This is a genomic window from Variovorax brevis, assembly GCF_030317105.1.
Taxonomy (GTDB): Bacteria; Pseudomonadota; Gammaproteobacteria; order Burkholderiales; family Burkholderiaceae_C; genus Variovorax; species Variovorax brevis.
Map to the genome: position 1 here is coordinate 260,158 of NZ_JASZYG010000006.1, position 26,280 is coordinate 286,437.

Here is a 26,280-nt window from a genome sequence, read left to right on the forward strand (position 1 = left end):
AAAATCAGGACGCGGCGAAAAGTCCTTTATAAGTAAGCACTTAGCAAAGGCACTGAATGTGCTTTGTGAAACACAGGCCTTGTCAGGAGACGCTAGAGGATGTAGCGCGAAAGGTCTTCATCGTGACTTAGTGCCTGCAAGCGAGCATCCACATACGCCGCGTCGATGCGGATCGTCTGACCCGAAAAACGGGTTGCATCAAAGCTTGCTTCGTCCAGCAGGCGCTCCATCACGGTGGACAGGCGGCGCGCGCCGATGTTCTCGGTGCGCTCGTTGACGTCGAAGGCAATGCTCGCCAGCCGCGTGATGCCGTCGGGCGTGAAATCGAGCGTCACGCCTTCCGTGGCGAGCAGCGCCTGGTACTGCTTGACCAGCGATGCGCGCGTTTGCGTGAGGATGCTTTCGAAATCCGCCACCGAGAGCGACTGCAGCTCGACGCGAATGGGAAAGCGCCCCTGCAACTCCGGAATCAGGTCGCTGGGCTTGCTGAGGTGAAAAGCGCCGCTGGCCACGAACAGGATGTGGTCGGTGCGCACCACGCCGTACTTGGTGCTGACGGCCGTGCCTTCGACCAGCGGCAGCAAATCGCGCTGCACGCCCTGGCGCGACACGTCGGCGCCCTGCGCGTCCGTGCGGGTGGCCACCTTGTCGATCTCGTCGATGAAGACGATGCCGTTCTGCTCCGCATTGGTGATGGCCTGCGCGCGAATCTCGTCCTCGTTGACCAGCTTGGCGGCCTCTTCGTCGATGAGCAAGGTCATCGCCTCGGCGATCTTGAGCTTGCGCGTCTTGCGCTTGGCTTGGCCGAGCTGGCCGAACATGCCGCGCAGTTGCTCGGTCATTTCTTCCATGCCGGCCGGACCCATGATTTCGAGCGGCTGGCGCGCTTCGGCCAGGTCGATCTCGATTTCCTTGTCGTCCAGCAGGTGCTCGCGCAGCTTCTTGCGGAAGGCCTGGCGCGTGGTGTTGCCGCTGTCTCCGGCGGTGGCGCCATCGGCCAGGCGCGCGGGTGGCAACAGCACGTCGAGGATGCGTTCCTCGGCGGCGTCCTCGGCACGCATGCGCACCTTGGCGCTCTCATGCTCACGCGTCTGCTTGACGGCGATTTCCGCGAGATCGCGAATGATGGAATCCACGTCCTTGCCGACGTAGCCCACTTCGGTGAACTTGGTCGCCTCGACCTTGATGAAGGGCGCATCCGCCAGGCGCGCCAGGCGCCGCGCGATCTCGGTCTTGCCCACGCCCGTGGGGCCGATCATGAGGATGTTCTTGGGCGTGATCTCGGAGCGCAGCTTGGCGTCCACCTGCTGACGGCGCCAGCGGTTGCGCAGGGCAATGGCGACCGCGCGCTTTGCGTCGACCTGGCCGACGATGTGGTTGTCGAGTTCGGAGACGATCTCCTGTGGGGTCATGGACATGGAGTCACCTCCCGCCGGGCCGCCCCAAGGGAGGTGAGCGCCCCCTCGGGGGGCAGCGAATACACGTAGTGATGAGCGTGGGGGCTCACAGTGCTCCGCCGGGCCGCCCCAAGGGAGGTGAGCGCCCCCTCGGGGGGCAGCGAATACACAAAGTGATGAGCGTGGGGGCGCATGTTCAGAGCGTCTCGATCGTGTGGTTCATGTTGGTGTAGATGCACAGTTCCCCGGCAATCTCCAGCGATTTCTTGACGATGTCGGTGGCCGACAGGTCGGTGTTGTCCAGCAGCGCCTTGGCTGCCGACTGCGCATACACGCCACCCGATCCGATGGCCACGATGCCCTGTTCGGGCTCCAGCACGTCGCCATTGCCGGTGATGATGAGCGAGGTGGTGGCGTCGGCCACCGCCAGCATGGCTTCGAGACGGCGCAGGACGCGATCCGTGCGCCAGTCCTTGGTCAGTTCAATGGCCGCGCGGGCCAGTTGCCCCTGGTGCTTTTCGAGCTTGGCCTCGAAGCGCTCGAAGAGCGTGAAAGCATCGGCCGTGGCGCCTGCGAATCCCGCCAGCACCCTGCCGCCGTAAAGCCGGCGCACCTTGCGCGCCGTGCCCTTGATGACGACGTTGCCCAGTGTCACCTGGCCATCGCCACCGATCGCGACCTGGTCGCCCCCTGGGGTCTTGCGACGAACGCTGACAATCGTTGTTCCGTGAAATTGTTCCATCGAAGCAATTTGGGGGCAGCGGCGCCCAAATGCAAGGCCAATTACGAGACGAAAACTATTTCGCCCGAACGGCCACGGTGGCGTGCTCGGTGATGCCGACCACGTGGAAGAAGGTCGCCACCAAACGGTGCGCTTCGACAAACTCAATGCGCATGCCCTTTTCCTCGTGATCGGCCACCCAATCCACGAGGGCGCGAGCCGCTTCCAGATCGACGCGCACCAAGGCGGCGCACGAGACGATGGGCGTCAGCGCATGCGACAGCTCGAAATCCAGCCTGCGCAACAAGTTGCGGCAATCGCCACTCAACTGCCCGACCAGCAACGCGCGGCTCGGGAAGGAGATGTTGGTGTTGGGCGGTGGCACAGGCGCCGTGAAATCGCTGTAGGTGCCGCGCGGCTCGACCCACGGTGGTGGCGACACCTCGTAGGTGATGCAGTAGTTGAGCGCGGCCAACTCGTACATGTCGGGCTCGTGCAGCGTGCGCAATACCGCCATGCGCAGCTGCCACCACACGACGTCGACACTGCGGTCGCCGGTCGGCGCGGCCTGCGCGAGCACGGCCAGCAACTGCTCGGCCCCCGTAAAGCGCAATTGCACCGGGGAATCGGCCCAGTGATTGAAGAGCGCGCGAAGCGGCGGCGCGGCATCCGGCTCGATGCTGCCCAGCCCATGCCAGTCGAACTCCCACTCGGCGCCTGCGGCGCTCAGCGCGCGGGTGAGATCGCCAAGGCTTTCACGCGTGATGCGCGCGGGGCTGACCCAGTCGGCCTTTTGCACGGGCACGCTGGGCGTGATTTCGGCCGGCAGCGAATCGAAGGCGGTCTGGGCGTCGCGCACCAGGGACCTCAGCGATACCCACTCGGGGCCCGGCCGCCTCAGGCGCTGCGCATAGCGCGTGCTGGCGGCACCGAACTTCTCGGCATCACCTGTGGCGCGATAGAAGTCCAGCAGTGCACGCCAGACTTCGTTGTGATCGGCTTGCGGGCTGTCCGGCGCCACGAGTTGCAGCAACACGGTTTCCGCCCCTGCATCGTCGCCCTGGGCAAAACGGATTGCTGCGTCTTCGAGCCCCGTGGGGTGGCTGTGCTCGCGAATGGCGGGGTCAGCAGCCGCCGGGGCCGCTGCCGCGACTTCAGGCTGCGGCGGCGCCACGCCCGGCTCGGTGTCGGCGTAGGCACGCGCGCGCTGGTCCGCCAGAACCGCCTCGCTGGGCGGCTCATTGCTGTCGGCGGGTGGCGTCGCGTTGGGGCCGCGCCCCTTCCACCATTGCTGCGACATCTGCTCTTCGATCTCGTCGATCTTCTTGAGCGTGAGCGCGCGCCCTTCGGACTTGCCCGAGGTGCTCATGTTGAAAGAGGAAATGGCTGCCGCCCCTTCCGCGGTGCCGCCGCTGGCTTCGCGCTGGCGGAGCTTGCGCAGCATGTCGAACTCGCGGCGGCGCACGAAATCGTTGCGCTGCCGCCGCTCGATCATTTCCTTGAGCATCTCGCGGCTGTAACCGTTTTCCGCGGGGACGGACTCCGGAGCGTCGAGCTCGTTCCAGTCCTTCAGCGGATTGCGGACGAACTTGGCCACCTTGGCCAAGAGGCGGCCGGTTTCTTCCTTGGCCATGTCGTGAGCGCTTTTATCCAGGGAGGTGCAGGAGGAATCAGTCCCCGAACATCTTCTGCTTGAGTTCGCGGCGCTGTTGCGCTTCGAGCGAGAGCGTCGCCGTGGGGCGGGCCAGCAGGCGACCGACGCCGATGGGCTCGCCGGTTTCGTCGCAGTAGCCGTAGTCGCCGGCGTCGATGCGCTGGATCGACTGCTCGATCTTTTTCAGCAGCTTGCGCTCGCGGTCACGGGTGCGCAGTTCGAGGGCGTGTTCTTCCTCGATGGTGGCGCGGTCGGCCGGGTCGGGCACGACCACGGTGTCTTCGCGCAGGTGCTCGGTGGTTTCGCCGGCGTTGTCGAGAATGCCCTGCTTCAGCGCCATCAGCTTGAGCCGGAAGAACGCCATCTGCTTGTCGTTCATGTATTCCGACTCGGGCATGGCGATGACTTCGTCGTCGGTGAGCTGTTCGGCCGACTTGGTCTTCCAGTTGTTGGCGAGCTTGGGATCTTTCTTGATCGCGACGGGCGGTGGGGGGACGAGAACGGTAGACATGATCTTCGTAAAACTGGACTTGGCGGCCGTGGAGGCCACCGTTTGGGGCATGGAAGGAACTGTCAGCGATGACAAGCGCGATGAAACGCGTCCGCTGCGCGCCGGCATGGCCGAAACGTGCGCTGGCGCAGCAGGCGCTGCGACTTTCACCGGAACGGCGGGTGACGCCACCGGTGCGGCTACCGTGGTGGCCTTCTTGGCGGCCACGGGCGCCGGTGCCTCAGCCTTCTTCGCTGCGGGATGCACAGCGGCGGCGGCCTTGGCAGGCGCTTCGGAACTGGCGGGGCTGTGCGTCGCCGCAACCTTCTTCGCAGCGGGCGCAGCCTGCTTGGCGGCCGGTGTCTTCTTGACGTCCGGCTTGGTAGCAGGCTTGGCCTTGGCGACGGGTTTGTTCACGGTGACGGGCTCCTTCATTGAATATGACGCGCTTCCACTGGTTGTTTTCACCCGTGGTTTCCACAATACCTCGCAGTATTTGCAGACCCCACGTTTATAGGGTGCTCGCCAGTGACAATTCGTGGGGTTATACCCCTGAATTTGAGCCACAAACGCGCTCTCTTGTATGCTGAAAGTCACACCAAGCCTTCAAAAAGACAAGGCACGACCCTCGAACAGGGGCGCGATTGTATAGAGAAGTAGCGCGCGTGCGCGTCTGACGTCAGCGCTGTCTCAAACCAGGCACTGATCCAGGCCTTGTTCGAGGATTTCCCGGGGCAAATCAATGCCGATGAAGACCATGCGGCTGTTGCGCGTTTCGCCTTCGGCCCACGCCGGGCCCAGGTCGCTGCCCATTAGCTGGTGCACGCCCTGGAAGATCACCTTGCGCTCGGTGCCCTTCATGTTCAGCACGCCCTTGTAGCGCAGCATGCGCGGGCCGTAGATGTTGACGATGGCGCCCAGGAAGTCTTCCAGCCGCGCCGGGTCGAAGGGGCGGTCGGCCCGGTAGACGAAGCTCTTGACGTCGTCGTCGTGGTGATGGTGGTGGCCATGGCCTTCGTGGGCGTGCGACGGGTGGTCGCAGTTCTCGCCGTGCTCATGGTCGTGGTCGTGCTCGTCTTCCTTGAGGAAGTCGGGGTCGATGTCCAGCTTGGCGTTCAGGTTGAAGCCGCGCAGGTCGAAAACGTCCTTGAGCGGCACTTCGCCGAAATGCACCTTCTGCTGCGGCGCACGCGGGTTCATGTGCTTGAGGCGGTGGATCAGGGCATCCGTCTCTTCCGCGGCGACAAGGTCGCTCTTGCTGATGAAGATCTGGTCGGCAAAGCCCACCTGGCGGCGCGCTTCCTGGCGGTCGTTGAGTTGCTGGGGCGCGTGCTTGGCGTCCACCAGCGTCAGGATGGAGTCGAGCAGGTAGCTTTCGGCGATCTCGTCGTCCATGAAGAAGGTCTGGGCGACGGGGCCGGGGTCGGCCAGGCCGGTCGTTTCGATGATCACGCGGTCGAAGTCGAGCAGGCCCTTGCGCTTCTTGGCGGCCAGCAGTTGCAGGGCTTCGCGCAGGTCTTCGCGGATGGTGCAGCAGATGCAGCCGTTGCTCATCTGGACGATCTGCTCCTTGGACTCCGTCACGAGGATGTCGCTGTCGATGTTCTCTTCACCGAACTCGTTTTCGATCACGGCGATCTTCTGGCCGTGGGCCTCGCTGAGCACGCGCTTGAGCAGCGTGGTCTTGCCCGAGCCGAGGAAGCCGGTGAGGATGGTGGCGGGAATAAGGGCCATGACGTGCTCCGGAAACCGAAAGAAAAAGAATGGATCGGGAAAACCCGAAAGTTTAGCCAGCGCGCAATGCACGCGCTCAGCCAAGGTTGAGGGTGCCTCAGGCGGCCTTGCGCACCACCACCAGCCCCTTGAGGTATTCGCCCTCGGGGAATTCGATGGTCATCGGATGGTCCGCCGCGGCGCCCAAGCGCTCGCTGATGTAGCCGTCCACCCCCGCATCGATTCCGGCGGAGGCGACGATCTTGTGGAACAAGTCGGCGCTGATGCCGCCCGAGCAAGAGAAGGTCAGCAGCACGCCGCCCGGCGCCAGCAGCTTGAGCGCCAGGCGGTTGATGTCCTTGTAGGCGCGAGCGGCACGCTCGGCGTGCGCGATGGTGGGCGCAAACTTCGGTGGATCGAGCACGATGGCGTCGAACACCTGGCCTTCGTCCAGGAAGCGGCGCAGCGTCGCGTTGACGTCGGCGTCGAGGTAGCGGCAGTCGGCGCCTTCGAAGCCGTTGAGCGCGACATGGGCCTTGGCGCGGTCGAGCGCCGGCAGCGATGAATCAACCGATGTCAGCTCGGCGTCCTCAAGCGCACCCGCCGCCCGCAGACCCGACAAGGCGGCCACCGTGAAGCCACCCGTGTAGCAAAAGCAGTTGAGCACCTTGCGGAAGCGCCTGTGCTGCGCCAGTTCGGCAAAGCGCTTGCGGCTGTCGCGCTGGTCCAGATAGAAGCCCGTCTTGTGGCCGGTGGCGACGTCGAGCGTCAGCTTCCATTCGTGCTCGGTGATCGTCAGCTCGGTCGGGCGGCCTTCGCCGCCGCGCAGCCAGCCGGTGACCGGCTTGAGGCCCTCGCGCTCCCGGCCGCTGGCGTCCGAGCGCTCATAGAGGTGCGTCAAGCCCGTCGCGGCCAGCAAGGCATCGGCCAGCACGCCCTTCCAGCGTTCGACGCCCGCGCCGCTGAACTGGGCGACCAGCGTGTCGCCATAGCGGTCGACGATCAGGCCGGGCAGGCCATCGGCCTCGCCGTGGACCAGGCGCACGCCATCGCTGCGCAAGTCGAACAGGCCTCGCGCCTGGACGGCCTGCGAAACGCGCGCCTTGAAGAAGGCCGCATCGATGCGCTCGCCCTCCTTGAAGCTCCAGGCACGCGCCCGGATTTTGGACTCCGGGCTGAACGCCGCCCACGCGAGGAACTGGCCTTCATGGGACTCGACGCGCACGGTTTCGCCTGCGTCGGCGCCACCCTTGGCGATGGCCGAATCGAACACCCACGGGTGACGCCGCAGCAGCGAACGTTCCTTGCCGGGCTTGAGACGAAGCGTCTTCATTTTCTGGTTTTCGCTTTCGCGTCGTTGTGAGGGTCGGGACGCAATTGCGCCCGCGGATGTGCGGCGTCGTAGGCCTTGGCCAGATGCTGGAAGTCCAGCCGCGTGTAGACCTGCGTGGTGGAGATGTTGGCGTGGCCCAGCAGTTCCTGAACGGCCCGCAAGTCGCTGCTCGATTGGAGCACGTGGCTGGCAAAGGAATGCCGCAGCATGTGCGGATGAACCGGCGCCGCCAGGCCCGCCTTGAGGCTGCGCTGCCGCAGTTGCCGCCAGATCGCCTGCGCGGTGATGCGCGTGCCCCGGTTGCCGATGAAAAGCGCTGCGGCCGACGGCGCATCGCGCACCGTGGCGGCGGGCAGCGCCGCGCAGTCGCCGCGCACGGCCAGCCACGCGAGCAAGGCCTCGATGGCCTTCGCGCCCACCGGCACGCTGCGGCGCTTGTTGCCCTTGCCGAGCACATGGGCCTCGGTGGCGTCCAGGTCCACCCAGCCGCGCGCGTCTTTGCCGGCGTGCACGTCCAAGCCGACGAGTTCGCTCACGCGCAGGCCGCAGCCATAGAGCAGCTCGACCATCGCGCGGTCGCGTGCTTCGCACCATGGGTCGGCGTCGACATCGTGCAGTTCGGCCAGCCGGACGGCGTCATCGACCGCCAGCGCCTTGGGCAAGGGCCGGCCGGCCTTGGGGGCGTGCACGTCCTGCACCGGGTTGGCGCTGACTTTGCCCTGTTGGCCCAGCCAGCGATAAAAGCTGCGCCAGCACGACAGCACCAGCGCGATGCCGCGCGATTCATGGCCTGCGCCGTGCAATTGCGCCATCCAGCGCCGCACGTGCGCGGGCTGCGCCGCTTCGAGCGGCAAGCTAAGTTCAGCCGTCTTTTCCGCGAGTGTCCTGAGGTGGATCGAATACAGCTCCACCGTGCGCGCCGCGAGCCGTCGCTCGACGCGCACGTACTCCAGGTACTTTTCGATCCAGTCAGGGTTCAAGGGGTGGCTCCATCGGGTCGTGCCAGAGGTAACCGGACAAGGCATTGTTGATGATGGCCAGCGGCTCGCGCAACACGCCCTTGTAGAAGAGAAAGGGCCGACGCCCGCAGAATTCCGGAGCGGCGGCGTACTGAACCTTGAAAGCACGGTCAAATCCACTGGCGCGCGCCAGCCGCTCGATGCGCCAGAGGTGATAGGGGTCCGACACGACGATCACGCGCTTGACGCCCGCCGCGTCCAGCAATGGCCAGGACATGGCCAGGTTCTGGCGCGTGGACGAGGACAGCGACTCCTTCATGACCACGCCGGTGTAGCCGGACTGCCGGGCATGGACTTCCATGACCTCCGCCTCGATGCGCCCGTCCTCCCAGTCCTCGCCGCCGGACATGACCAGGGCGCTCACCTGTCCGGCACGGGCCAGTTCGACGCCGCGATCGACACGGTTGGTCAGGCAGGGGTTGGGCTGGCCGCCCAGATAGGCACGGTTGCCAAGGACCAGCGCCGCATCGGCCTGCTGCGTGGGCGGGTGCGCGAGCCGATCGCGTGCATGCCGCCAGACGATGGTCGCCAGCGTCGCATGCACCGCGCACAACGCCAGCGCGACGGCCAGCCAACGCCAGCGCCATCGCCAGAACGCGGCGAGGCGGCCTGACCTCAAGTGCGCAGCCGCGACAACGCCGCCGATGCCAGATCAGCGATGCGTTCCAGGAAGTCGGTGCCCATTTCGGAATTGAAGCGCTGCGCGTCGGGCGACGCCAGCACCAGCAGGCCGAAGGCGGGCGCATCGGCCTCCGCACGCAAGGGAATCATGGCCATGGACACGGCCGCGCGCGCATCGCCCAGCCAGTTGGCCGCCTCGAAGCCCGAATTGAGTCCGCAATACGGCGAGGTGAGCGAAGTGGCCAGCGCCTTGACGTCGTCGCCCACGCCCTGTGCGTAGCCCTCGCCCGCAAACGCTTCGTCGACGCCCCACACCTTGATGGCAGCTTGCGGCACCATGAAGATCGCCTGCAAGTCGGCGGCGATTTGCCAGGGCAGGCCGCGCGCGTCGCGCGTGGTCAGCAGGCCGCGGGTCCAGCGCTGCATGCGGTCGGCGGTCACGACGTTCTCGGTGCCGTGGCGCACCATGTCCATCACGCGATGTTCCAGCGCCTTGATCTTTTCGCGCAGCATCTCGGCTTGCCGCTCCTGCAGGCTCACGGCGCGCGAGCCGTGCGGGCTGGTGAGTTGCACCTGCGCCAGCAATTGCGCGTGGCGTTCGAAGAAGTCCGGCGTGTTCGCCAGGTAGTCGGCGATGTCGTCTTCGGTGATCGGATTCATGGCGTCTTTGTTGTGGGATGAATTCATGGGAGCTGCTCTGGAACCTCGATGTCGCCTTCAAAAACGGTCACGGCCGGGCCGGTCATCAGCACGGGATGGTTGATGCCCTGCCATTCGATGGTCAGGACGCCGCCGCGCGTTTGCACGTCGACACGGGAATCGAGCAGGCCCAGGCGAATGCCCGCGACCACCGCGGCGCACGCGCCGGTGCCGCACGCCAGCGTTTCGCCGGCGCCGCGCTCGAACACGCGAAGCCGGATGTTCTGGCGGTCGACCACCTGCATGAAGCCGGCGTTGACCCGCTGCGGAAAGCGCGGGTGGCTTTCGATGAGCGGGCCCTGCTCGGCGACCGGTGCGGTGTCCACGTTGTCGACGATCTGCACCGCGTGCGGATTGCCCATCGACAGCACAGCCACCGTGATGATGGCGCTGCCGGCGCGCGTGCCCAGGGCCAGATGCCACTGGAACCAGCCGCCGTTGGCCACCGAACTCAACCCGGCGTCGTCGAACGGCACGCGCTCGATGTCGAAGATGGGCGCACCCATGTCGACCGTGACGCGGCCATCGGCGCTCATGCGTGGCTCGATGACGCCGGACAGCGTCTGAACGCGCAAGGTGTTCTTGTCGGTCAGGCCGCGTTCGCGCACGAAGCGCATGAAGCAGCGCGCGCCGTTGCCGCATTGCTCCACTTCGCCGCCGTCGGCGTTGTGAATGACGTACTGGAAATCGATACCCGCCGCGGGCGAGGGACGCACGTTCAGGATCTGGTCGGCCCCGACGCCGAAGTGGCGGTTGGCCAGGAAGCGGTATTGCCCGGCGCTGAGCCCCAATGAGCCACGGGTTTCATCGAGCACGACAAAATCATTGCCGGCTCCTTGCATCTTGGTGAAATGGACACGCATGCGGCGATTATCCGTGTCCCTCGTGCGGCCCGATCAGATGCCCCTTTCCACCATGTCGAGCAAGCGCTGGCCCATCACGTCAGCGGCTTGACGGGGAAGGCCACGCAATGGCCCGTCGATCATGAGCATGGCCATTCCGTGCACCGACGACCACGCCAGGAATTCCGCGTTGGGTCGCCGCTCGAGCGGCAGGACGCCGGCTGCAACCAGCTGGTCCAGCGCCGCACCGAGCAACTCGAAAGGATTGAGGCCACTGCGCCCGGCGCGCGCCGGATCGGCATTGAGTTCGGCCACGTCCGGCGACGCGAAGCCCATGCGAAACAGGCCTGTTTCTTCCAGCGCGAATCGCAGGTAGCCGGTGCCAATGGCGCGCAGGCCGTCGCGCGCCCGATCGGCCGCCCGGCGTGAACGGCGAACGCCCGCCAGTTCCTTTTCCATGGCCTGGGCCACGCCCGACAACGCGTGGGAACGCACCGCTTCCAGCAGCGCCTCGCGGTTGGCGAAGTGCCTGTAGGCCGCGTTGGGCGCCACGCCCACGCGCCGCGTCGCCTCGCGCAGCACGACGGCTTCAGGCCCGCCTTCGCGTGCGAGTTGCACGCCCGCCTCGAGCAGCGCGCGGCGCAAATCGCCGTGACGATAGGTGTCGCGCACAGGCGCGGTCTTGGTGCTCTTGCCCGTCATCACCCCTCCATGTGGACACTGTCCATTATCTTTGCTATTGTTTGTGGACGGCGTACACAAACGTCCGTATCAACCCTTCCTGAAAGGACGAACCATGAAAGTTGAGCCCTACATCTTTTTTGACGGCCGCTGCGAAGAGGCGCTGGAGTTCTACAAGAAAGTGCTCGGCGCGGAAGTGACCATGCTGATGCGCATCAAGGACAGCCCCGAGCCGATGCCCCCCGGCATGGTGCCGCCCGGCTCGGAAGAAAAAATCATGCACTGTGGCTTTCGCATCGGCGAGTCGCAACTGATGGGGTCGGACGGCAACTGCAAGGGCCAACCCACGTTCCAGGGCTTTTCGCTGAGCGTGACGGTGCCTGACGAAGCCAAATGCAAAGAGGTGTTTACCGCCCTGTCGGACGGCGGACAGGTCCAGATGCCGCTCGCGAAGACCTTCTTTTCGCCCCAGTTCGGAATGGTCGCCGACAAGTTCGGCGTCGGATGGATGGTCATCGTCGACGCGTGATCGCGCAGAGGAGGCAACCAATTCGGGAAACACCGCGGAACCGGCTTTGCCGGGCCGCTGGTGTTGCCCCCGGTAGGGGGTTGGAGGCCACACGAAGTGGGCAAGCCTGGGGGCGAGCAACAGTTCTCCGGGCCGCTGGTGTTGCCCCCGGTAGGGGGTTGGAGGCCACACGGAGTGGGCAAGCCTGGGGGCGAGCAACAGTTCTCGGGCCGCTGGTGTTGCCCCCGGTAGGGGGCTGGAGGAGTGACACGAAGTGCACGGAGCCTGGGGGCGAGCAACAGCACGCATACGATGGTTCGCTTTTCTCCCCAAATGTGTTGGTGATTTGTGACGTTTTTCAGGCTATGCGAAGCGAAATTTCCGATGCGGTATAAGCTTTGGCGCGTCCGATAATCAGCCCATGGTCCGTCCCTCCCAACAGTTGCACCCCACCCGCGAACCCGTGCCGACGCGGCCCGCCGCGACGGTCTTGCTGCTGCGCGACGGCCCCGAAGGCCTCGAGGTGTTGATGACGCGCCGCTCGGACAACGCGAGCTTCGCGCCCGGCGCCTACGTGTTCCCGGGCGGCCGCATCGACGACACCGACACGCGGGCACGCACCATCGCGACGCGCCGCCGCACGCAAAGCCGCGTGCAACTCACCCAGGCCATTGCCGCGGTTCGAGAGACCTTCGAGGAACTCGGCGTGCTGCTCGCGCACCACGCCGAAGGCGGCGCGCCGGTCAGCGCCGCCGAGGTCGCGGCCATGGACCGCTCGACCACGTCGACCACTTCCTTTGCCGACCAGTGCGCCGCACGCTGCCTGCGGCTGTCGACGGATCAGGTCTACACGCTGGCGCACTGGATCACCGACCGGGACATGCCCAAGCGCTTCGACGTGCCCTTTCTGGTGGCACGCATGCCCGCCGACCAGGTGCCGGTGGCCGATGACGCCGAGCAGTTCGAGCCTGTCTGGGTGCGCCCGGCGGATGCGCTGGCGCGTCATGCCAAGGGCCGCTTCTTCATGATCTTCCCGACCGTGCGCACGCTCAAGCGGCTCACGGTGTTCCAGAACGTCGATTCGGTGCTGTCCCTGTGCGCGCAGGAAAAGCCGCTCTGGATCAGTTGCCCGCGCGCCGGCCTTCTGGGCGGCAAGGACGCGCGCTTCATGGAGCATGAGGCACCGTACGGCGAACTGGCCTTGGTCTGTCCGGACGGCCAGACCGGCCACGCACTCGACTGGCAAAGCAAGGAGCCGGTGCCGCTGCTCAAGAACGTGCAGCGGCTGACCGCGCCCAACCCCTCGGCCATGACCGGCCCCGGCACCAACAGCTACGTGATAGGCGAGAAGGCGACCGGCTACGTCGTCGTCGATCCAGGCCCGGCCGATTTCGACCACGTCGGACGGCTGTGGCGCGCCACCGGCGGCGACATCCGCATGATCGTGTGTACCCACTCGCATTCGGATCATTCGCCCGGTGCGTCTCCGCTGCAGGCCTTGTGCCCGCACAAGCCGCCGATTCTCGGCCTGCCCTCGGCGCCGACGGCTCGCCCCGCTGCCCGTTTTACCCCGGACCGGTCGCTGGCCGACGGCGAGCGGCTGGTGTTGAGCGGCCTCGAAGCCGAAGGCGGCGCAGGAATCAAGCACACGCTGCGCGTCATCCACACGCCCGGCCATGCCGCGAACCACCTGTGCCTCGTGCTGGAAGAAGACGGCCTGCTCTTCTCCGGCGACCACATCCTGAACGGCAGCACGACCGTCGTCGATCCACCGGACGGCAACATGACGGAGTACCTCGATTCGCTGGACGGGCTGGACGATGCCTGCGCCGAAGGCAACATCGAGTTCATCCTGCCGGCGCACGGCTACGTGATCGGCGAAGCGCGCGGCGCCATTGCCAAGCTCAAGGCGCATCGCCTGCAACGCGAATCCAAGATCGCCCGCGCCATGCGCAAGGTGCCCATGGGCACGCATGAGGATTGGCTGGCCATCGCGTATGACGACGTGCCCCAGCAGTTGTGGCCCGTCGCGGCCCGCTCGCTGGCCGCGCACGTCGAACGCATCCGCGAACTGGCGTCACGGCCCGGCGCCCTGCCCTCGGCCCTTTCCACGCTGTAGTAACGAAGCGCGCGCCGGGCGCTGCGCGACAATCGCAGCGTTCAACACAGGGAAAAGATGACTGACGATCCGCAAGATGGCGTGCGCCTCGCCAAGCGCGTGGCGGCGCTGGCCGGTTGTTCGCGCCGCGAAGCCGAACTGCTGATCGAAAACGGCGCCGTGCGCGTTGACGGCACCGTCACGCTGCTGCCACAGGCGCGCGTGCAGCCTGCGCAGGAGGTCAGCATCGAGCCGGGCGCCAAGGCCGTGCCGGTGGAACCGGTCAGCCTGCTCCTGCACAAGCCTGCCGGGCTGCGCATGGAAGACGCGCCCGCGCTGCTGGTTCCGGCCAATCTGCATGCGCCAGACCATCACGAGGCATCGCGAATGCTGCCGCGCCACGTGGCGGGCCAGCGCAGCATGACCCCGCTGGAGAGCGGCGCCAGCGGCTTGATCATCTTCACGCAGGAATGGCGGATCGAGCGCAAGCTCCAGGAAGACGCTGCTTTCATCGAGCACGAGGTGATGGTGGACGTCACAGGCGAGGTGAACGCACAAGCCCTCGCGCAATTGAACCGTCCGCCGGCCAAGGTGAGCGTCGGGCGCCAGTCCGAAGCGCGTACGGGATTGCGCTTTGCGCTGAAGGGCTACCACCCCGGGCAGATCGCGCAGCAGTGCGACCGGGTCGGCGTGACCATCGAGGCGATGAAGCGCATCCGTATCGGACGCGTGCCGCTGGCTGGACTGCCGCCCGGCCAGTGGCGATACCTGCAACCCCACGAGCGCATCTGAAATAAGCGGTTCGGGGGGCAATTGAAAGTGTGAAGCACGCCTGTAAGCCGGATTCTGTGCACTGAGGTTGCCCCCAGCGTGACCGCCATTACTCTGGGCCGCCGGTCACCCGGACGGCTCGATGCCACCTACCCGCCAGCTCAGCGGAACCACCTCGATACTGGCCTACTTGGTGTTGCTGCGCGCAGAGATTGCCCGTTTCACCCGATGCCGGGTTGCCCCGTCACCGACTCGTCTCTGTTGCTCTGATCCTCACCTCGCGGTGGAGAGCCGTTAGCTCCTGCGCTGTCCTGTGCAGTCCGGACGTTCCTCCAGTGCGCTCTTTCGAGACTTGCACCAGCGGCGGTCCAGCGTGCTTCACGCCTCGATTATCGCCACAATGGCGCTCCGCATTTCTCGAAATCGAACGACTGTCCAGGAGCCTGCATGAAAGCCCAGAACGTACTTGAGACCATCGGCGGCACGCCGCACATCCGACTGCAACGCCTGTTCAAGGGCGCAAGCCAGCAAATCTGGATCAAGTCGGAACGCGCCAACCCGGGCGGATCGATCAAGGACCGCATCGCCCTGTCGATGGTGGAAGACGCCGAGAAATCCGGCGCGCTGAAGCCCGGCGGCACCATCGTCGAGCCCACCTCGGGCAACACCGGCATCGGCCTGGCGATGGTTGCGGCCGTCAAGGGCTACAAGCTGGTGCTGGTGATGCCCGACAGCATGTCGATCGAGCGCCGGCGCCTGATGCTGGCCTACGGCGCGACCTTCGACCTGACGCCGCGCGAGAAAGGCATGAAGGGCTCCATCGCCCGCGCCGAGGAAATCGTGGCCTCCACACCGGGCGCGTGGATGCCGCAGCAGTTCAACAACCCCGCCAACGTCGAGGTGCACGCGCGCACCACGGCGCAGGAGATTGCGGCCGACTTTCCGGATGGCGTGGACGTGTTGATCACTGGTGTCGGCACGGGCGGCCACATCACGGGTTGCGCGCAGGTATTGAAGAAGAAGTGGCCCAAGCTGAAGGTGTTTGCAGTGGAGCCGGTGGCCTCCCCCGTCATCTCGGGCGGCCAGCCTTCGCCGCATCCGATCCAGGGCATCGGCGCGGGCTTCATTCCGAAGAACCTGGACACCTCACTGCTCGACGGTGTGATCACCGTTGATGCGGAACCAGCACGCGACATGGCGCGCCGCTGCGCGCGGGAAGAGGGGCTGCTCGTGGGCATTTCCTCCGGCGCGACGCTGCAGGCCATCATGCAGAAGCTGCCGGAACTGGCGCCCGATGCGGTGGTGCTGGGATTCAACTACGACACGGGCGAGCGCTACCTGTCAGTGGACGGCTTCCTGCCCGCCTGAAACGCCCTCAAAACCCGGCGCGGCGGCCGGGCGGTCCGGAAAATTACAATAGAGCCTTCTGCCCGATCGACACGGGCCGCTCGAACATGATCCGAATCTCCGAACTCAAGCTTCCGCTCGACCACGCGCCCGACGCCCTTCTGCAGGGCGTTGCGGGCAAATTGGGGGTGTCGCCGGCCGACATCGCCTCCCACAAGGTCTTCAAACGCAGCTTCGACGCACGCAAGGTCGAGCTTCTGCAGGTGTACATCGTCGATGTGCAACTGGCCGACCCGTCGCGCGAGGCCGCACTGCTCGCATCGCACGCCGCGAACCCGCACATCCAGCCTGCGCCCGACATGGAATACCGCCTCCCGGTGCATGCGGGCGATGGCTCGGTGCCCCGTCCCGTGGTGGTGGGCTTTGGTCCGTGCGGCATTTTTGCGGCGCTGTTGCTGGCGCAAATGGGCCTCAAACCCATCGTGTTGGAGCGCGGCAAGACGGTTCGCCAGCGCACCAAGGACACTTGGGGCCTGTGGCGCAAGAGCGAACTCAACCCTGAATCGAACGTGCAGTTCGGCGAAGGTGGCGCGGGCACGTTCTCCGACGGCAAGCTCTACAGCCAGATCAAGGACCCGCGCTTCCTCGGCCGCAAGGTGATGGAGGAATTCGTCAAGGCTGGCGCGCCGCCCGAGATCCTGTACGTGGCGCATCCGCACATCGGCACCTTCAAGCTGGTGAAGGTGGTGGAGAACATCCGCGAGCAGATCGTCGCGCTCGGCGGCGAGATCCGTTTCGAGCAGCGCGTGACCGACGTGCTGATCGAAGACGGCCATCTTCGCGGGCTGACCGTGCTCGACCAACGCACCGGCACGTCGAGCGAACTGCGCGCCGACCATGTCGTGATGGCGCTGGGCCACAGCTCGCGCGATACCTTCGAGATGCTGCACAAGCGCGGCGTCTACATCGAGGCCAAGCCTTTTTCGATTGGGTTTCGCGTGGAGCATCCGCAAGGGCTCATCGACCGCGCGCGCTGGGGACGCCACGCCGGCCATCCGCTGCTCGGTGCGGCCGACTACAAGCTTGTGCATCACGCGAGCAACGGCCGCTCGGTGTACAGCTTTTGCATGTGCCCCGGCGGCACGGTGGTCGCCGCCACGAGCGAGCCGGGCCGCGTGGTGACGAACGGCATGAGCCAGTATTCGCGCAACGAGCGCAACGCCAATGCGGGCATCGTCGTGGGCATCGATCCGCGCGACTATCCCGAGGGACCGCTGGCCGGCATCGCCTTCCAGCGCCGGCTCGAGTCCAACGCCTTCGTGCTGGGTGGCGGCGATTACCGCGCGCCCGGGCAACTCGTTGGGGATTTCGTCGCCGGACGCCCTTCCGTCGCGTTGGGCGACGTTCAGCCGTCGTACAAGCCCGGCGTGACGCCCGGCGACCTTCACCAGGCGCTGCCGGACTACGCGATTGAAGCCATGCGCGAAGCCTTTCCGGCCTTCGGCAAGAAGATCAAGGACTTCGACCTGCACGACGCGGTGCTGACGGGCGTCGAGACGCGGACTTCTTCGCCCATCCGCATCACGCGCAACGAGCACTACCAGAGCCTGAACGTGCGCGGCCTCTACCCGGCCGGAGAAGGCGCCAGCTACGCGGGCGGCATCCTGTCGGCCGGCGTGGACGGCATCAAGGTGGCGGAGGCGGTCGCGCGACAGCTGACGGCCGACATCGCCTCGGCGGAAGCCATCGCATGACACGCGTCGTCGCATTCCCGCCGCCCACCAGGGCCCAGTTCTCGCAAGGTGTGGCCGCCATGGTGGTGGTCGTGCTCGCCTCCAACTATCTGGTGCAGTTCGCCATCAACGACTGGCTCACCTGGGGCGCCTTCACGTATCCGGTGGCCTACCTCGTGAGCGACCTGCTCAACCGCCGCTTCGGCCCTGAGGTGGCGCGCCGCGTGGCGTGGTTCGGCTTTGCGGTCGCGGTGGCGGCCTCGCTGGCGCTGGCGCCGGCGCGCATCGCCGCTGCGTCGGGGCTGGCTTTCATCGCTTCACAGTTGCTCGACATCGGTGTGTTCCACCGCTTGCGCCGTGGCCGCTGGTGGCGCGCGCCGCTCGTGGCGACCGTGATCGCGGCGGTGCTCGACAGCATCGTGTTCTGGGGCATTGCCTTTGGCGGCACCGACGGTCCCTGGCTCAGCTGGGCCGTGGGCGACCTGGGCATCAAGCTGGCCGTGGGCGTGTTCATGCTCCTGCCTTTCCGATTGTTAATCGGGCGCACGGCGCCACCGGCGCAAGCCAGTGCCGCCTGAAGCCCGCACACTCCGCCGATTTCCGCGTGTTTTTTGTTTTCTACCCGTAGACCCCATCCAGATGACTGACGCCATTGACACCGTCGCCGCCAACGTGGCCACCGCACCCGAGGCGACAGCACGCCCGAAGGACGACACCGCGCCCCGCAAAAAGCGGGGCCGCGGCGGCCGTGGCGGTAAACGCGCCAACCCGAACCCCAACACCGGGGCGAACGCCAACGCCACCGATGCCGACGCCGGCGCATCCGGCACCCCTGCGAATGCCGGCAAGCCCGGTGCACCCGCCCATGCAGGCGCGCGCAGCAAGACCCAGCCGCGCAAACCCCATCCGGTTCTCGAGAAGCTGTTCGAGCTGTACCCCGGCCTCTTTGGCGCGCGCTTCCTGCCGCTCAAGCGTGGGGTGTACGAAGAGCTGATCGCGCGGCACCCGGAAGTCTTCAAGGCCGAGGACCTGAAAGTCGCGATGGGCCTGCATGCCCGTTCCACGCGCTACCTCGAAGCCGTGGCCGCCGGCCATCCGCGTCACGACCTCGAAGGCAATGTGGTCGAGCCCGTGGCGCCTGAGCACGTGCACCACGCCATTCTGGAAATTTTCCGCCGTCGCAAGAACGGCGCGCCCGAAGAGATCGCGGCACAGCTTCGCAAGCGGATTGCCGCCGCCATCGAAGCGTCGGGCCTGCCGCGCGACGAATACGCCGCACTGGTGCGCTCGCAACGCGATGAGGCAGCCAATGCAGCGCTGGACGATGCCGTGGCGGAACTGGCCACGCAAGCGGCCAAGCGCGAGGCGCTGCTGCGTGCTTTCGAAGCCAGCGGCCGAAGCGAAGCCGAGTTTGCCGACATGTACGGGATGTCGCCTGCCGACGTGGCGCGCACCCTCAAGCGTGCGCGGTCAGACAAGGCAGCGGCGGCGACCAGCGCCGCTACTTGACCGGCAAGGCCACCGCCCGATCCACCGCCACGGCGGTGATCGAGTTCTTGGGCGAGCCGTCGACGAGCTGGTCGGAATAGGTCAGGTACACCAGCGCATGGCGTTTGACATCGACCATGCGCACCACGCGCAGGCGCTTGAACATTACTGACTGGCGCTCGCTGAAGATCTCTTCTTGCTGGCGCAAGGGCTGCGGCACGCTGATCGGCCCGACCTGCCGGCAGGCGATGGACGACTCGGCCTTGTCCTCGGCCAAACCCAGTGCGCCTGAGACGCCGCCGGTGCGCGCACGCGAGACATAGCAGGTCACGCCGCTGACCTTCGGGTCGTCATAGGCTTCGACCACCACCTTGTGGTCGGGGCCGATGAGCTTGAAGGCGGTGTCGACGTCACCGATGCGCTCGGCCTGCGACAGCATCGGGACGAGCGCCGCCGCAAGGGCGAACGCGAGGCAGGCCGCGCGCCGCATCAGCGCGCGTTCTGCAGCGCAGCGATGCGCTCTTCGATCGGCGGGTGTGTGGCAAAGAGCTTGCCCACGGCGCCGGTGATGCCCATGGCTTCGACCGCCTTCGGCAACTCACCGGCCGGCAGGCCGCCCAGGCGGGCCAGCGCGTTCATCATCGGTTGCTTGCGGCCCATGAGCTGCGCCGCACCGGCGTCAGCGCGGAACTCGCGCTGGCGCGAGAACCAGGCGACCACGATCGCGGCGGCGAAGCCGAGCACGATGTCCAGGACCAGCGTCGTGATCATGTAGCCGATGCCCGGGCCCGAGCGGTCATCGCCACGGCGCAGGAAGGTGTCGACCGCATAGCCGATCACGCGCGACAGGAACACGACGAAGGTGTTCATCACACCCTGGATGAGCGTCATCGTGACCATGTCGCCGTTGGCGATGTGCGCGACTTCGTGGCCGATGACGGCCTCGACTTCTTCGCGCGTCATGTTTTGCAGCAGGCCGGTGGAGACGGCCACGAGCGACGAATTCTTGAAGGCGCCGGTGGCGAAGGCGTTAGGCTCGCCCTCGAAGATGCCGACTTCGGGCATGCCGATGCCAGCCTTGTCGGCAAACTTGCGAACGGTGCCGACGATCCACGCTTCGTCGGGCGACTGGGGCGAATCGATCATGCGCAGACCCGCCGTCCACTTGGCCATCGGCTTGCTGATGAGCAGCGAGATGATCGCGCCACCAAAGCCCATGATCAGCGCGAAGCCGAGCAGCGCCGTCAGGTTCAGGCCGTTGGCGGTGAGGTAGCGGTTCACGCCGAGCAGGCTGGCGACGACGCCCAGCACTGCAACCACCAGGACGTTGGTGAGAACGAACAGAAGAATGCGTTTCAAGTTGGAATCTCCGTGAGGCGAAACTGACGATCAGATGGGGGCCGGGCGGCTCGCTTCAAGCTGAACATCAACGCAGGTCACTGTTGTTTATGGCTTTTTCTGGCGCCCTGCGGGACGAAATACGTCGGAATCATCATAAAAGGAAAAGTTCTCGCTCTCGCCGTTCCAGCCGGGGATGCCCATGACCGGCAACGGGGAGAAGGGCTTGGCGGCGAACCACTCTGAGTGGAGTGCGCTGGCCAGCGATGCGTCGAAGTCTTCGCGCCACGGGGCGCTGGGTGGCGTGAGGAGCACGTGGGCCGTGAGTGCCTTTCTCGGCGCAACGGCGAGCTTTTCGAGCAGGGCATGGCCGAAAACGACGACGCGTGCTTGTGCCCACTTCGCGCGGTGCTGGATGAACAGCGATTGCCAATCGCGCGCGATCAGCGCGTCCTGAAGCACGGGCGGTGCATCGAACAGTGCGCCGTTTTCGTCAAAGAGCGTCAACGCGTCGCGCAATGGTCCGCGGGAAGCGCCGATGCCCATGCGTGCGATCTCTGCAGCTTGCAATTCGTTGAGGCGACGCTTGATACGCGGAAAGCGCAGCCACGCGAGCCCGTTGAACAGGTCATGCAGGTTGTCGCGGGTCGGCACGCAAGCCGTTCGCGCGATGAAAGCTTCGTACGCTTCGTCGGCCGGTGCACTGCCGGGAGGAACGAAGCGCAGCACTCCGGCCGCCAGTTCGATGCGCGCTGCTTGCCCGTTCAGCGCCTCACTGACGGACGCGCCACGCGCGACGGCGTCGAACACGTCGGGCGCGTGAGACGCATACGGTTCAAACCACGGCTGGCGCAGGTCCGGCACGGCCCACTCGCCGTGCGGAGCTGCTTTCATGACAAATCAGGACCGATGTACTGGACCTTGCTGGGCTTGGCAGACGGGCTCAGGTCGAACCAGTCCGGATGCTTGCGAAACAGCTTGAGCGAGCTGGCGCTCTTGCTGAGCAGCTTGCCGGCGCGCAGCCATTCGACCGCCTGGTTCAGCTCGATCTTCTCGCCTGTCCTGAACTCGGGGACCACTTCCAGAATGCGCACCACTTCATCCGGCAGCATCGGCGCCTTTGGCGGCGGCGGAGGTGCAGCGGGTTTCGCCTTGGCGCGGCTGGCGCGCGGCGCGCGCTTGGCGGCCGACTTCGCCGTGGGCTTGTCGGCCGGCTGCGACGACGCATGGTGCTGCAAGTCGGTGAACTGGTCGTAGACGGTGGTCGTCTCATCGCCCGTCTTGCCCTGCTGGCCGATGCCGCACACGCGGCAGCCTTTTTCGCGCAGGCGAATCACGAGCGGCGCGAAATCGGAATCGGAAGAGACCAAGTAGACGACGTCGGGACGCTCGGCAACAGCAAGGTCCATCGCGTCCACCGCGAGCGCGATGTCGGTGCTGTTCTTGCCGGCGGCAAGGTTCACCATCGGGCGCACGCCCAAGCGCTTGAACAGCGACTGCTGCTTGAGCGCCGTCTCGGCGTTGCAGTACGCGCGGCGCACATGCAGGTGTCCGTGCTCGCCGAGCACCTTGTGGACGGCTTGCTCGATCACGTCGGCCGAGACGTTGTCGGCGTCGATCAGCAGCATCACGCGCATGTCGTTGTTCATACGAGCTTCCAGCCAAGTTGCTCGCCACCGCGCAACGGCTTGAGCGTGGCGTCGCCGTAGGGCACGGTTTCCGGAACCGTCCACTCCTGGCGCCTGAGCGTCACGGTGTCCTTGTTGCGCGGCAAGCCGTAGAAGTCGGCGCCGTGGAAGCTGGCGAAGCCTTCGAGCTTGTCGATGGCGCCGACGCTGTCGAAGGCCTCGGCGTACAGCTCCAGCGCAGTCAGGGCGGTGTAGCAACCGGCGCAGCCCAGCGCGTGTTCTTTCAGATGCGCGGCGTGTGGTGCGCTGTCGGTGCCGAGGAAGAAGCGTTCGCAGCCGCTCGCGGCTGCTTCAACCAGCGCGACGCGATGCGTTTCGCGCTTGAGCACCGGCAGGCAGTAATAGTGCGGCCGGATGCCACCGGTGAAGATGGCATTTCGGTTGTAGAGCAGGTGATGTGCCGTGATGGTCGCGCCAGTGAAGCGGTCGGCATCGCGAACGTAGTGTGCGCCCTCTTTCGTCGTCAGGTGCTCGAAGACCACCTTCAGTTCGGGGAAGTCGCGGCGCAGCGGAATCATCACGCGGTCGATGAACACGGCCTCGCGGTCGAACAGGTCGATGCCCGGGTCCGTCACTTCGCCGTGCACGAGCAGCAGCAAGCCGTGCTTTTGCATCGCTTCCAGCGTCTTGTAGGTCTTGCGGATGTCGGTCACGCCAGCGTCGCTGTTGGTCGTGGCGCCGGCCGGATAGAGCTTGAGCGCGCGCACCCCGGCTTCCTTGGCATGGGCAATTTCTTCGGGCGGCAGCATGTCGGTCAAGTAGAGCGACATCACCGGTTCGAAGCTTTGGCCCTGCGGCACGGCGTCCAGGATGCGCTGGCGATAGTCGAGCGCCTGCTGCGCCGTGGTCACGGGCGGGCGCAGGTTCGGCATGATCAGCGCGCGGCCCATTTGCGCGGCGCTGTGCGGCACGACGGCCTGCAAGGCGGCCCCGTCGCGCACGTGAAGGTGCCAGTCGTCGGGGCGGGTGATCGTGATGGTGTCTGTCATGGGCGCGAATTGTCTCACCGGGCTTGCCGTGCCACCTTCAGTGCATGGCATCGCGAGTGCCCACACTCAGTAAAGACCCGATGCCGCGAATGGATACCCGTCGGTAACATTTGTGCGTGCCTTCCGACGCGGCGTGCCCTCCCCGAGCCGCGCCCGACATCTGTGGCGCGATTGCGTCCAGCCTTGCCGACATCTCCCGTCCATTTCTCTCTATGTCCCAACCCGAACCCGGCGCACTGCTGGACAACACCAGCCCGGTGCCCGAAGACCTGCCCGTTGCCGACGAACCCACGCGCGTGCCGCTGGCCATCGAGGACTGGGCCACCGTCGTCATCATGGGCTTGCTCGCCTGCATCACCTTTGCCAACGTGCTGGTGCGCTACTTCACCAACAGCTCCTTCGCGTGGACCGAAGAGTTCTCGGTGTTCCTGATGATCCTGCTGGCGATGGTGGCCGGCTCGGCCGCGGTGGCGCGCGACCGTCACATCCGCATCGAGTACTTCGCCGAAGCCGGATCGATGGCACGCCGCAAGCGCCTGGCGCAATTCGGCGCGCTGATGGTGGCGGTGCTGTTCCTGATCGTCGCGGCCCTGAGCGTGCGCGTGGTGTGGGACGACTATCGATTTGAAGAGACCTCGCCGGGCATCGGCGTGCCGCAGTGGTGGTATTCGGTCTGGCTGCCGATCTGCTCGCTGGCCATTGCGGGACGTGCGCTCGGGCTGTTCGTGCGCCGTGGCCGCAAGACGAACTACGGCGGCGGATCGCCCGAATGATCCCGACGCTGCTCTTCGTCGCCTTCGTCGCGATGATGCTGCTGGGCGTGCCGATCGGCGCGGCGCTCGGGCTGGCCGGCGCGGCCTGCATCGCGCTGGCCAATGCGGATACGCAATGGTTCGGTTTGCTGGCGGTGCCGCAGAACTTCTACGCGGGTTTGGGCAAGTACCCGTTGCTGGCCATTCCGATGTTCGTGCTGGTGGGCTCGATCTTCGACCGATCGGGCGTGGCGTTGCGGCTGGTCAACTTCGCGATCTCGATCGTGGGGCGCGGGCCGGGCATGCTGCCCCTCGTGGCGATCGTGGTGGCGATGTTCCTGGGCGGCATCTCGGGCTCGGGTCCGGCGAATGCCGCCGCCGTGGGTGCGGTGATGATCACCGCCATGTCGCGCGCCGGCTACCCGGCGGCGTTCTCGGCCAGCGTGGTGGGGGCGGCCGCCGCGACGGACATCCTGATTCCGCCTTCGGTGGCTTTCATCGTCTATTCGGTGCTGGTGCCCGGTGCATCGGTGCCGGCGCTCTTTGCGGCTGGCATGGTGCCCGGCATCCTCGCGGGTCTGGCGCTGATCGTGCCGGCCGTGTGGATGGCGCGCGCCAACAAGATGGGCGCGCTCGAATCGAGCCTGCCGCGCCCGCCGTTCTGGAAGAGCTTTCGTGAAGCGACCTGGGGCTTGGCGGCACCCGTCCTGATTCTGGGCGGCATGCGCGCGGGCTGGTTCACGCCGACGGAAGCCGCCGTGGTCGCGGTGTTCTACGGGCTGTTCGTCGGCATGGTGATCTACCGCACGATCAAGGTGCGCGACCTGTTCGTGATCTTGCGCGAATCGGGCGAGTTGTCGGCGGTGATCTTGCTGGTGGTGTCGTTGGCGGGCATCTTCGCGTACTCGCTGTCGACGCTGGGCGTGATCGATCCGGTGACGCGCGCCATCGTCAACTCGGGGCTGGGCGAATACGGCGTGCTGTCGCTGCTCATCGTGCTGCTCATCACGGTCGGCATGTTTCTGGACGGCGTGTCGATCTTCCTCATTTTCGTGCCGCTCTTGTGGCCCATCGTGCAGCACTACCAGTGGGACCCGGTGTGGTTCGGCGTCATCCTCACGCTCAAGGTGGCGCTGGGGCAGTTCACGCCGCCACTCGCGGTCAACCTGATGGTGTCCTGCCGCATTGCCAACGTGCGCATGGAAGAGACTGTGCGCTGGGTCGGCTGGATGCTGTTCGCGATGTTCCTCGTGATGGTGGCCGTGATTGCATGGCCGCAGCTGGCCCTGTGGCTACCCCACAAGCTTGGCTATTGAAGCGCTGGTGTTTCGTTTATTCAAAAGGAGACTGACGTCATGAAATTTCGCCGCAAACTGCTCGGCCTGCTGGCCGTGGCCACCGCACTCACCACCTTCTCGACGGTGGCACCGGCGCAAGCGACCAACTACAAGCCCGAATACAAGATGTCGCTGGTCGTCGGCACCGCCTTCCCCTGGGGCAAGGGCGGCGAGATCTGGGCGAACCTGGTGCGCGAGCGCACGCAGGGCCGCATCAACATCAAGCTGTACCCGGGCGTCTCGCTGATCCAGGGCGACCAGACGCGCGAGTTCAGCGCACTGCGCCAGGGCGTGATCGACATGGCCATCGGTTCGACCATCAACTGGTCGCCGCAGGTCAAACAGCTGAACCTGTTCTCGCTGCCCTTCCTGATGCCCGACTACGCGGCCGTCGATGCGCTCACGCAGGGTGAAGTCGGCAAGACCATCTTCGCCACGCTGGACAAGGCGGGCGTGGTGCCGCTGGCCTGGGGCGAGAACGGCTATCGCGAGATCACGAACTCCAAGCGCCCGATCAAGACGCCGGACGATCTCAAGGGCCTGAAGATCCGCGTCGTGGGCTCGCCCCTGTTCGTCGACACCTTCACCACGCTGGGCGCCAACCCCACGCAGATGAGCTGGGCCGACGCGCAGCCGGCCTTTGCCAGCGGCGCGGTGGATGGGCAAGAGAACCCGATGTCGATCTACACCGCGGCCAAGCTGCACACCGTCGGGCAGAAGAACGTGACGATGTGGGGCTACGTGGCCGATCCGCTGATCTTCGTGGTCAACAAGGAAGTGTGGGCGTCGTGGACGCCGGCGGACCAGGCCATCGTGCGGCAGGCCGCCATCGATGCCGGCAAGCAGGAGATCGCGATTGCTCGCAAGGGCCTGGCCGAGCCGGGTCAGCCGCTGCTCAAGGAGATTGCGGGTCTGGGCGTGACGATCACGCAGCTCTCGCCGGCCGAACGCGATGCTTTCGTGAAGGCAACGCGTCCGGTGTATGACAAGTGGAAGTCGCAGATCGGCAGCGATCTGGTGGCGAAGGCTGAGAAGGCGATTGCCACGCGGGCGAAGTAGGC

At 65.9% G+C, this 26,280-nt stretch carries 26 protein-coding genes and 1 other RNA gene; 10 read left to right on the forward strand and 17 right to left on the reverse strand.

The genetic code is table 11. The annotated features are described in order from the left end of the window. Positions 1–92 precede the first annotated feature (92 nt). The 11 genes from hslU to QTI66_RS20790 all read right to left on the reverse strand — a co-directional run bounded on the left by hslU (position 93) and on the right by QTI66_RS20790 (position 11,191). Complete coding sequence (gene hslU / locus QTI66_RS20740) at positions 93–1,418, reverse strand: ATP-dependent protease ATPase subunit HslU (protein ID WP_286561745.1); 1,326 nt, start codon at positions 1,416–1,418, stop codon at positions 93–95. 175 nt (positions 1,419–1,593) lie between these two features. Further along, complete coding sequence (gene hslV / locus QTI66_RS20745) at positions 1,594–2,139, reverse strand: ATP-dependent protease subunit HslV (protein WP_286561746.1); 546 nt, start codon at positions 2,137–2,139, stop codon at positions 1,594–1,596. A 55-nt stretch (positions 2,140–2,194) separates the two neighbouring features. Beyond that, positions 2,195–3,751 carry a hypothetical protein gene (locus tag QTI66_RS20750; protein ID WP_286561747.1) on the reverse strand — a complete coding sequence of 519 codons (1,557 nt, stop codon included), beginning with the start codon at positions 3,749–3,751 and terminating at the stop codon, positions 2,195–2,197. Positions 3,752–3,788: 37 nt separating this feature from the next. Continuing rightward, positions 3,789–4,679 carry an RNA polymerase-binding protein DksA gene (dksA, locus tag QTI66_RS20755; protein ID WP_286561748.1) on the reverse strand — a complete coding sequence of 297 codons (891 nt, stop codon included), beginning with the start codon at positions 4,677–4,679 and terminating at the stop codon, positions 3,789–3,791. Positions 4,680–4,952: 273 nt separating this feature from the next. Beyond that, a complete protein-coding gene (locus QTI66_RS20760) occupies positions 4,953–5,996 on the reverse strand; it encodes a CobW family GTP-binding protein (RefSeq protein WP_286561749.1) in 1,044 nt (347 codons plus the stop codon). A gap of 97 nt (positions 5,997–6,093) precedes the next feature. Continuing rightward, positions 6,094–7,308 carry a class I SAM-dependent rRNA methyltransferase gene (locus QTI66_RS20765; protein WP_286561750.1) on the reverse strand — a complete coding sequence of 405 codons (1,215 nt, stop codon included), beginning with the start codon at positions 7,306–7,308 and terminating at the stop codon, positions 6,094–6,096. Beyond that, a complete protein-coding gene (locus tag QTI66_RS20770; protein WP_286561751.1) occupies positions 7,305–8,333 on the reverse strand; it encodes a tyrosine recombinase XerC in 1,029 nt (342 codons plus the stop codon). The genes QTI66_RS20765 and QTI66_RS20770 overlap by 4 nt, the downstream gene beginning before the upstream one ends. Next, a complete protein-coding gene (locus QTI66_RS20775) occupies positions 8,278–8,946 on the reverse strand; it encodes a YdcF family protein (protein WP_286561752.1) in 669 nt (222 codons plus the stop codon). Before QTI66_RS20775 ends, QTI66_RS20770 begins: the two co-directional genes overlap by 56 nt. After that, entirely contained in the window at positions 8,943–9,635 is a 693-nt protein-coding gene (locus tag QTI66_RS20780) for a DUF484 family protein (RefSeq protein ID WP_286561753.1), read from the reverse strand. Before QTI66_RS20780 ends, QTI66_RS20775 begins: the two co-directional genes overlap by 4 nt. Continuing rightward, the gene (gene dapF / locus QTI66_RS20785) at positions 9,632–10,510 is read right to left on the reverse strand and encodes a diaminopimelate epimerase (protein ID WP_286561754.1); all 879 of its coding nucleotides are present in this window, start codon (positions 10,508–10,510) and stop codon (positions 9,632–9,634) included. Before dapF ends, QTI66_RS20780 begins: the two co-directional genes overlap by 4 nt. A 33-nt stretch (positions 10,511–10,543) precedes the next feature. Then, complete coding sequence (locus tag QTI66_RS20790) at positions 10,544–11,191, reverse strand: TetR/AcrR family transcriptional regulator (RefSeq protein WP_286561755.1); 648 nt, start codon at positions 11,189–11,191, stop codon at positions 10,544–10,546. Between the two features lie 94 nt (positions 11,192–11,285). Between QTI66_RS20790 and QTI66_RS20795 the strand changes: the two genes are divergently transcribed. From QTI66_RS20795 to QTI66_RS20805, 3 genes are all read left to right on the forward strand, one after another. Continuing rightward, complete coding sequence (locus QTI66_RS20795; RefSeq protein WP_286561756.1) at positions 11,286–11,699, forward strand: VOC family protein; 414 nt, start codon at positions 11,286–11,288, stop codon at positions 11,697–11,699. Positions 11,700–12,099: 400 nt separating this feature from the next. Then, positions 12,100–13,797, forward strand: a complete 1,698-nt coding sequence (locus QTI66_RS20800; RefSeq protein WP_286561757.1) for an MBL fold metallo-hydrolase — start codon at positions 12,100–12,102, stop codon at positions 13,795–13,797. A 57-nt stretch (positions 13,798–13,854) separates the two neighbouring features. Further along, entirely contained in the window at positions 13,855–14,568 is a 714-nt protein-coding gene (locus QTI66_RS20805; protein ID WP_286561758.1) for an RNA pseudouridine synthase, read from the forward strand. A gap of 27 nt (positions 14,569–14,595) precedes the next feature. Here the strand turns inward: QTI66_RS20805 and rnpB are convergent. After that, an RNA gene (gene rnpB, locus QTI66_RS20810) (RNase P RNA component class A) lies at positions 14,596–14,927 on the reverse strand. A gap of 67 nt (positions 14,928–14,994) precedes the next feature. On the opposite strand from rnpB, the gene cysK reads away from it, so the two are divergent. The 4 genes from cysK (at position 14,995) to QTI66_RS20830 (ending at position 19,136) form a co-directional block, all read left to right on the forward strand. Then, positions 14,995–15,915 carry a cysteine synthase A gene (cysK, locus tag QTI66_RS20815; protein ID WP_286561759.1) on the forward strand — a complete coding sequence of 307 codons (921 nt, stop codon included), beginning with the start codon at positions 14,995–14,997 and terminating at the stop codon, positions 15,913–15,915. Between the two features lie 86 nt (positions 15,916–16,001). After that, positions 16,002–17,648: an NAD(P)/FAD-dependent oxidoreductase gene (locus tag QTI66_RS20820; RefSeq protein ID WP_286561760.1), complete on the forward strand. Its 1,647-nt coding sequence runs from the start codon at positions 16,002–16,004 to the stop codon at positions 17,646–17,648. Continuing rightward, complete coding sequence (locus tag QTI66_RS20825; RefSeq protein ID WP_286561761.1) at positions 17,645–18,205, forward strand: VUT family protein; 561 nt, start codon at positions 17,645–17,647, stop codon at positions 18,203–18,205. Before QTI66_RS20820 ends, QTI66_RS20825 begins: the two co-directional genes overlap by 4 nt. Before the next feature lie 61 nt (positions 18,206–18,266). After that, complete coding sequence (locus QTI66_RS20830; RefSeq protein WP_286561762.1) at positions 18,267–19,136, forward strand: ProQ/FINO family protein; 870 nt, start codon at positions 18,267–18,269, stop codon at positions 19,134–19,136. Here the strand turns inward: QTI66_RS20830 and QTI66_RS20835 are convergent. From QTI66_RS20835 to pyrC, 5 genes are all read right to left on the reverse strand, one after another. Beyond that, positions 19,129–19,605 carry a CreA family protein gene (locus tag QTI66_RS20835; protein WP_286561763.1) on the reverse strand — a complete coding sequence of 159 codons (477 nt, stop codon included), beginning with the start codon at positions 19,603–19,605 and terminating at the stop codon, positions 19,129–19,131. The two genes, QTI66_RS20830 and QTI66_RS20835, sit on opposite strands and share 8 nt — an antisense overlap. Beyond that, positions 19,605–20,474 (reverse strand): protease HtpX, encoded by an 870-nt coding sequence (htpX, locus tag QTI66_RS20840; RefSeq protein WP_286561764.1) that lies wholly within the window; start codon positions 20,472–20,474, stop codon positions 19,605–19,607. Before htpX ends, QTI66_RS20835 begins: the two co-directional genes overlap by 1 nt. Positions 20,475–20,561: 87 nt before the next feature. Beyond that, complete coding sequence (locus tag QTI66_RS20845; RefSeq protein ID WP_286561765.1) at positions 20,562–21,347, reverse strand: DUF3025 domain-containing protein; 786 nt, start codon at positions 21,345–21,347, stop codon at positions 20,562–20,564. After that, positions 21,344–22,102 (reverse strand): NYN domain-containing protein, encoded by a 759-nt coding sequence (locus QTI66_RS20850; RefSeq protein ID WP_286561766.1) that lies wholly within the window; start codon positions 22,100–22,102, stop codon positions 21,344–21,346. Before QTI66_RS20850 ends, QTI66_RS20845 begins: the two co-directional genes overlap by 4 nt. Beyond that, positions 22,099–23,130, reverse strand: coding sequence for a dihydroorotase (gene pyrC / locus QTI66_RS20855; protein ID WP_286561767.1), 1,032 nt, complete (start codon positions 23,128–23,130; stop codon positions 22,099–22,101). The genes QTI66_RS20850 and pyrC overlap by 4 nt, the downstream gene beginning before the upstream one ends. A gap of 212 nt (positions 23,131–23,342) precedes the next feature. Between pyrC and QTI66_RS20860 the strand changes: the two genes are divergently transcribed. From QTI66_RS20860 to QTI66_RS20870, 3 genes are read left to right on the forward strand one after another with little or no spacing between them, the layout of a single operon-like run. Beyond that, a complete protein-coding gene (locus tag QTI66_RS20860) occupies positions 23,343–23,903 on the forward strand; it encodes a TRAP transporter small permease (RefSeq protein ID WP_286561768.1) in 561 nt (186 codons plus the stop codon). Then, positions 23,900–25,198 carry a TRAP transporter large permease gene (locus QTI66_RS20865; protein WP_286561769.1) on the forward strand — a complete coding sequence of 433 codons (1,299 nt, stop codon included), beginning with the start codon at positions 23,900–23,902 and terminating at the stop codon, positions 25,196–25,198. The genes QTI66_RS20860 and QTI66_RS20865 overlap by 4 nt, the downstream gene beginning before the upstream one ends. Before the next feature lie 39 nt (positions 25,199–25,237). Then, positions 25,238–26,278 carry a DctP family TRAP transporter solute-binding subunit gene (locus tag QTI66_RS20870; RefSeq protein WP_286561770.1) on the forward strand — a complete coding sequence of 347 codons (1,041 nt, stop codon included), beginning with the start codon at positions 25,238–25,240 and terminating at the stop codon, positions 26,276–26,278. Positions 26,279–26,280 lie beyond the last annotated feature (2 nt).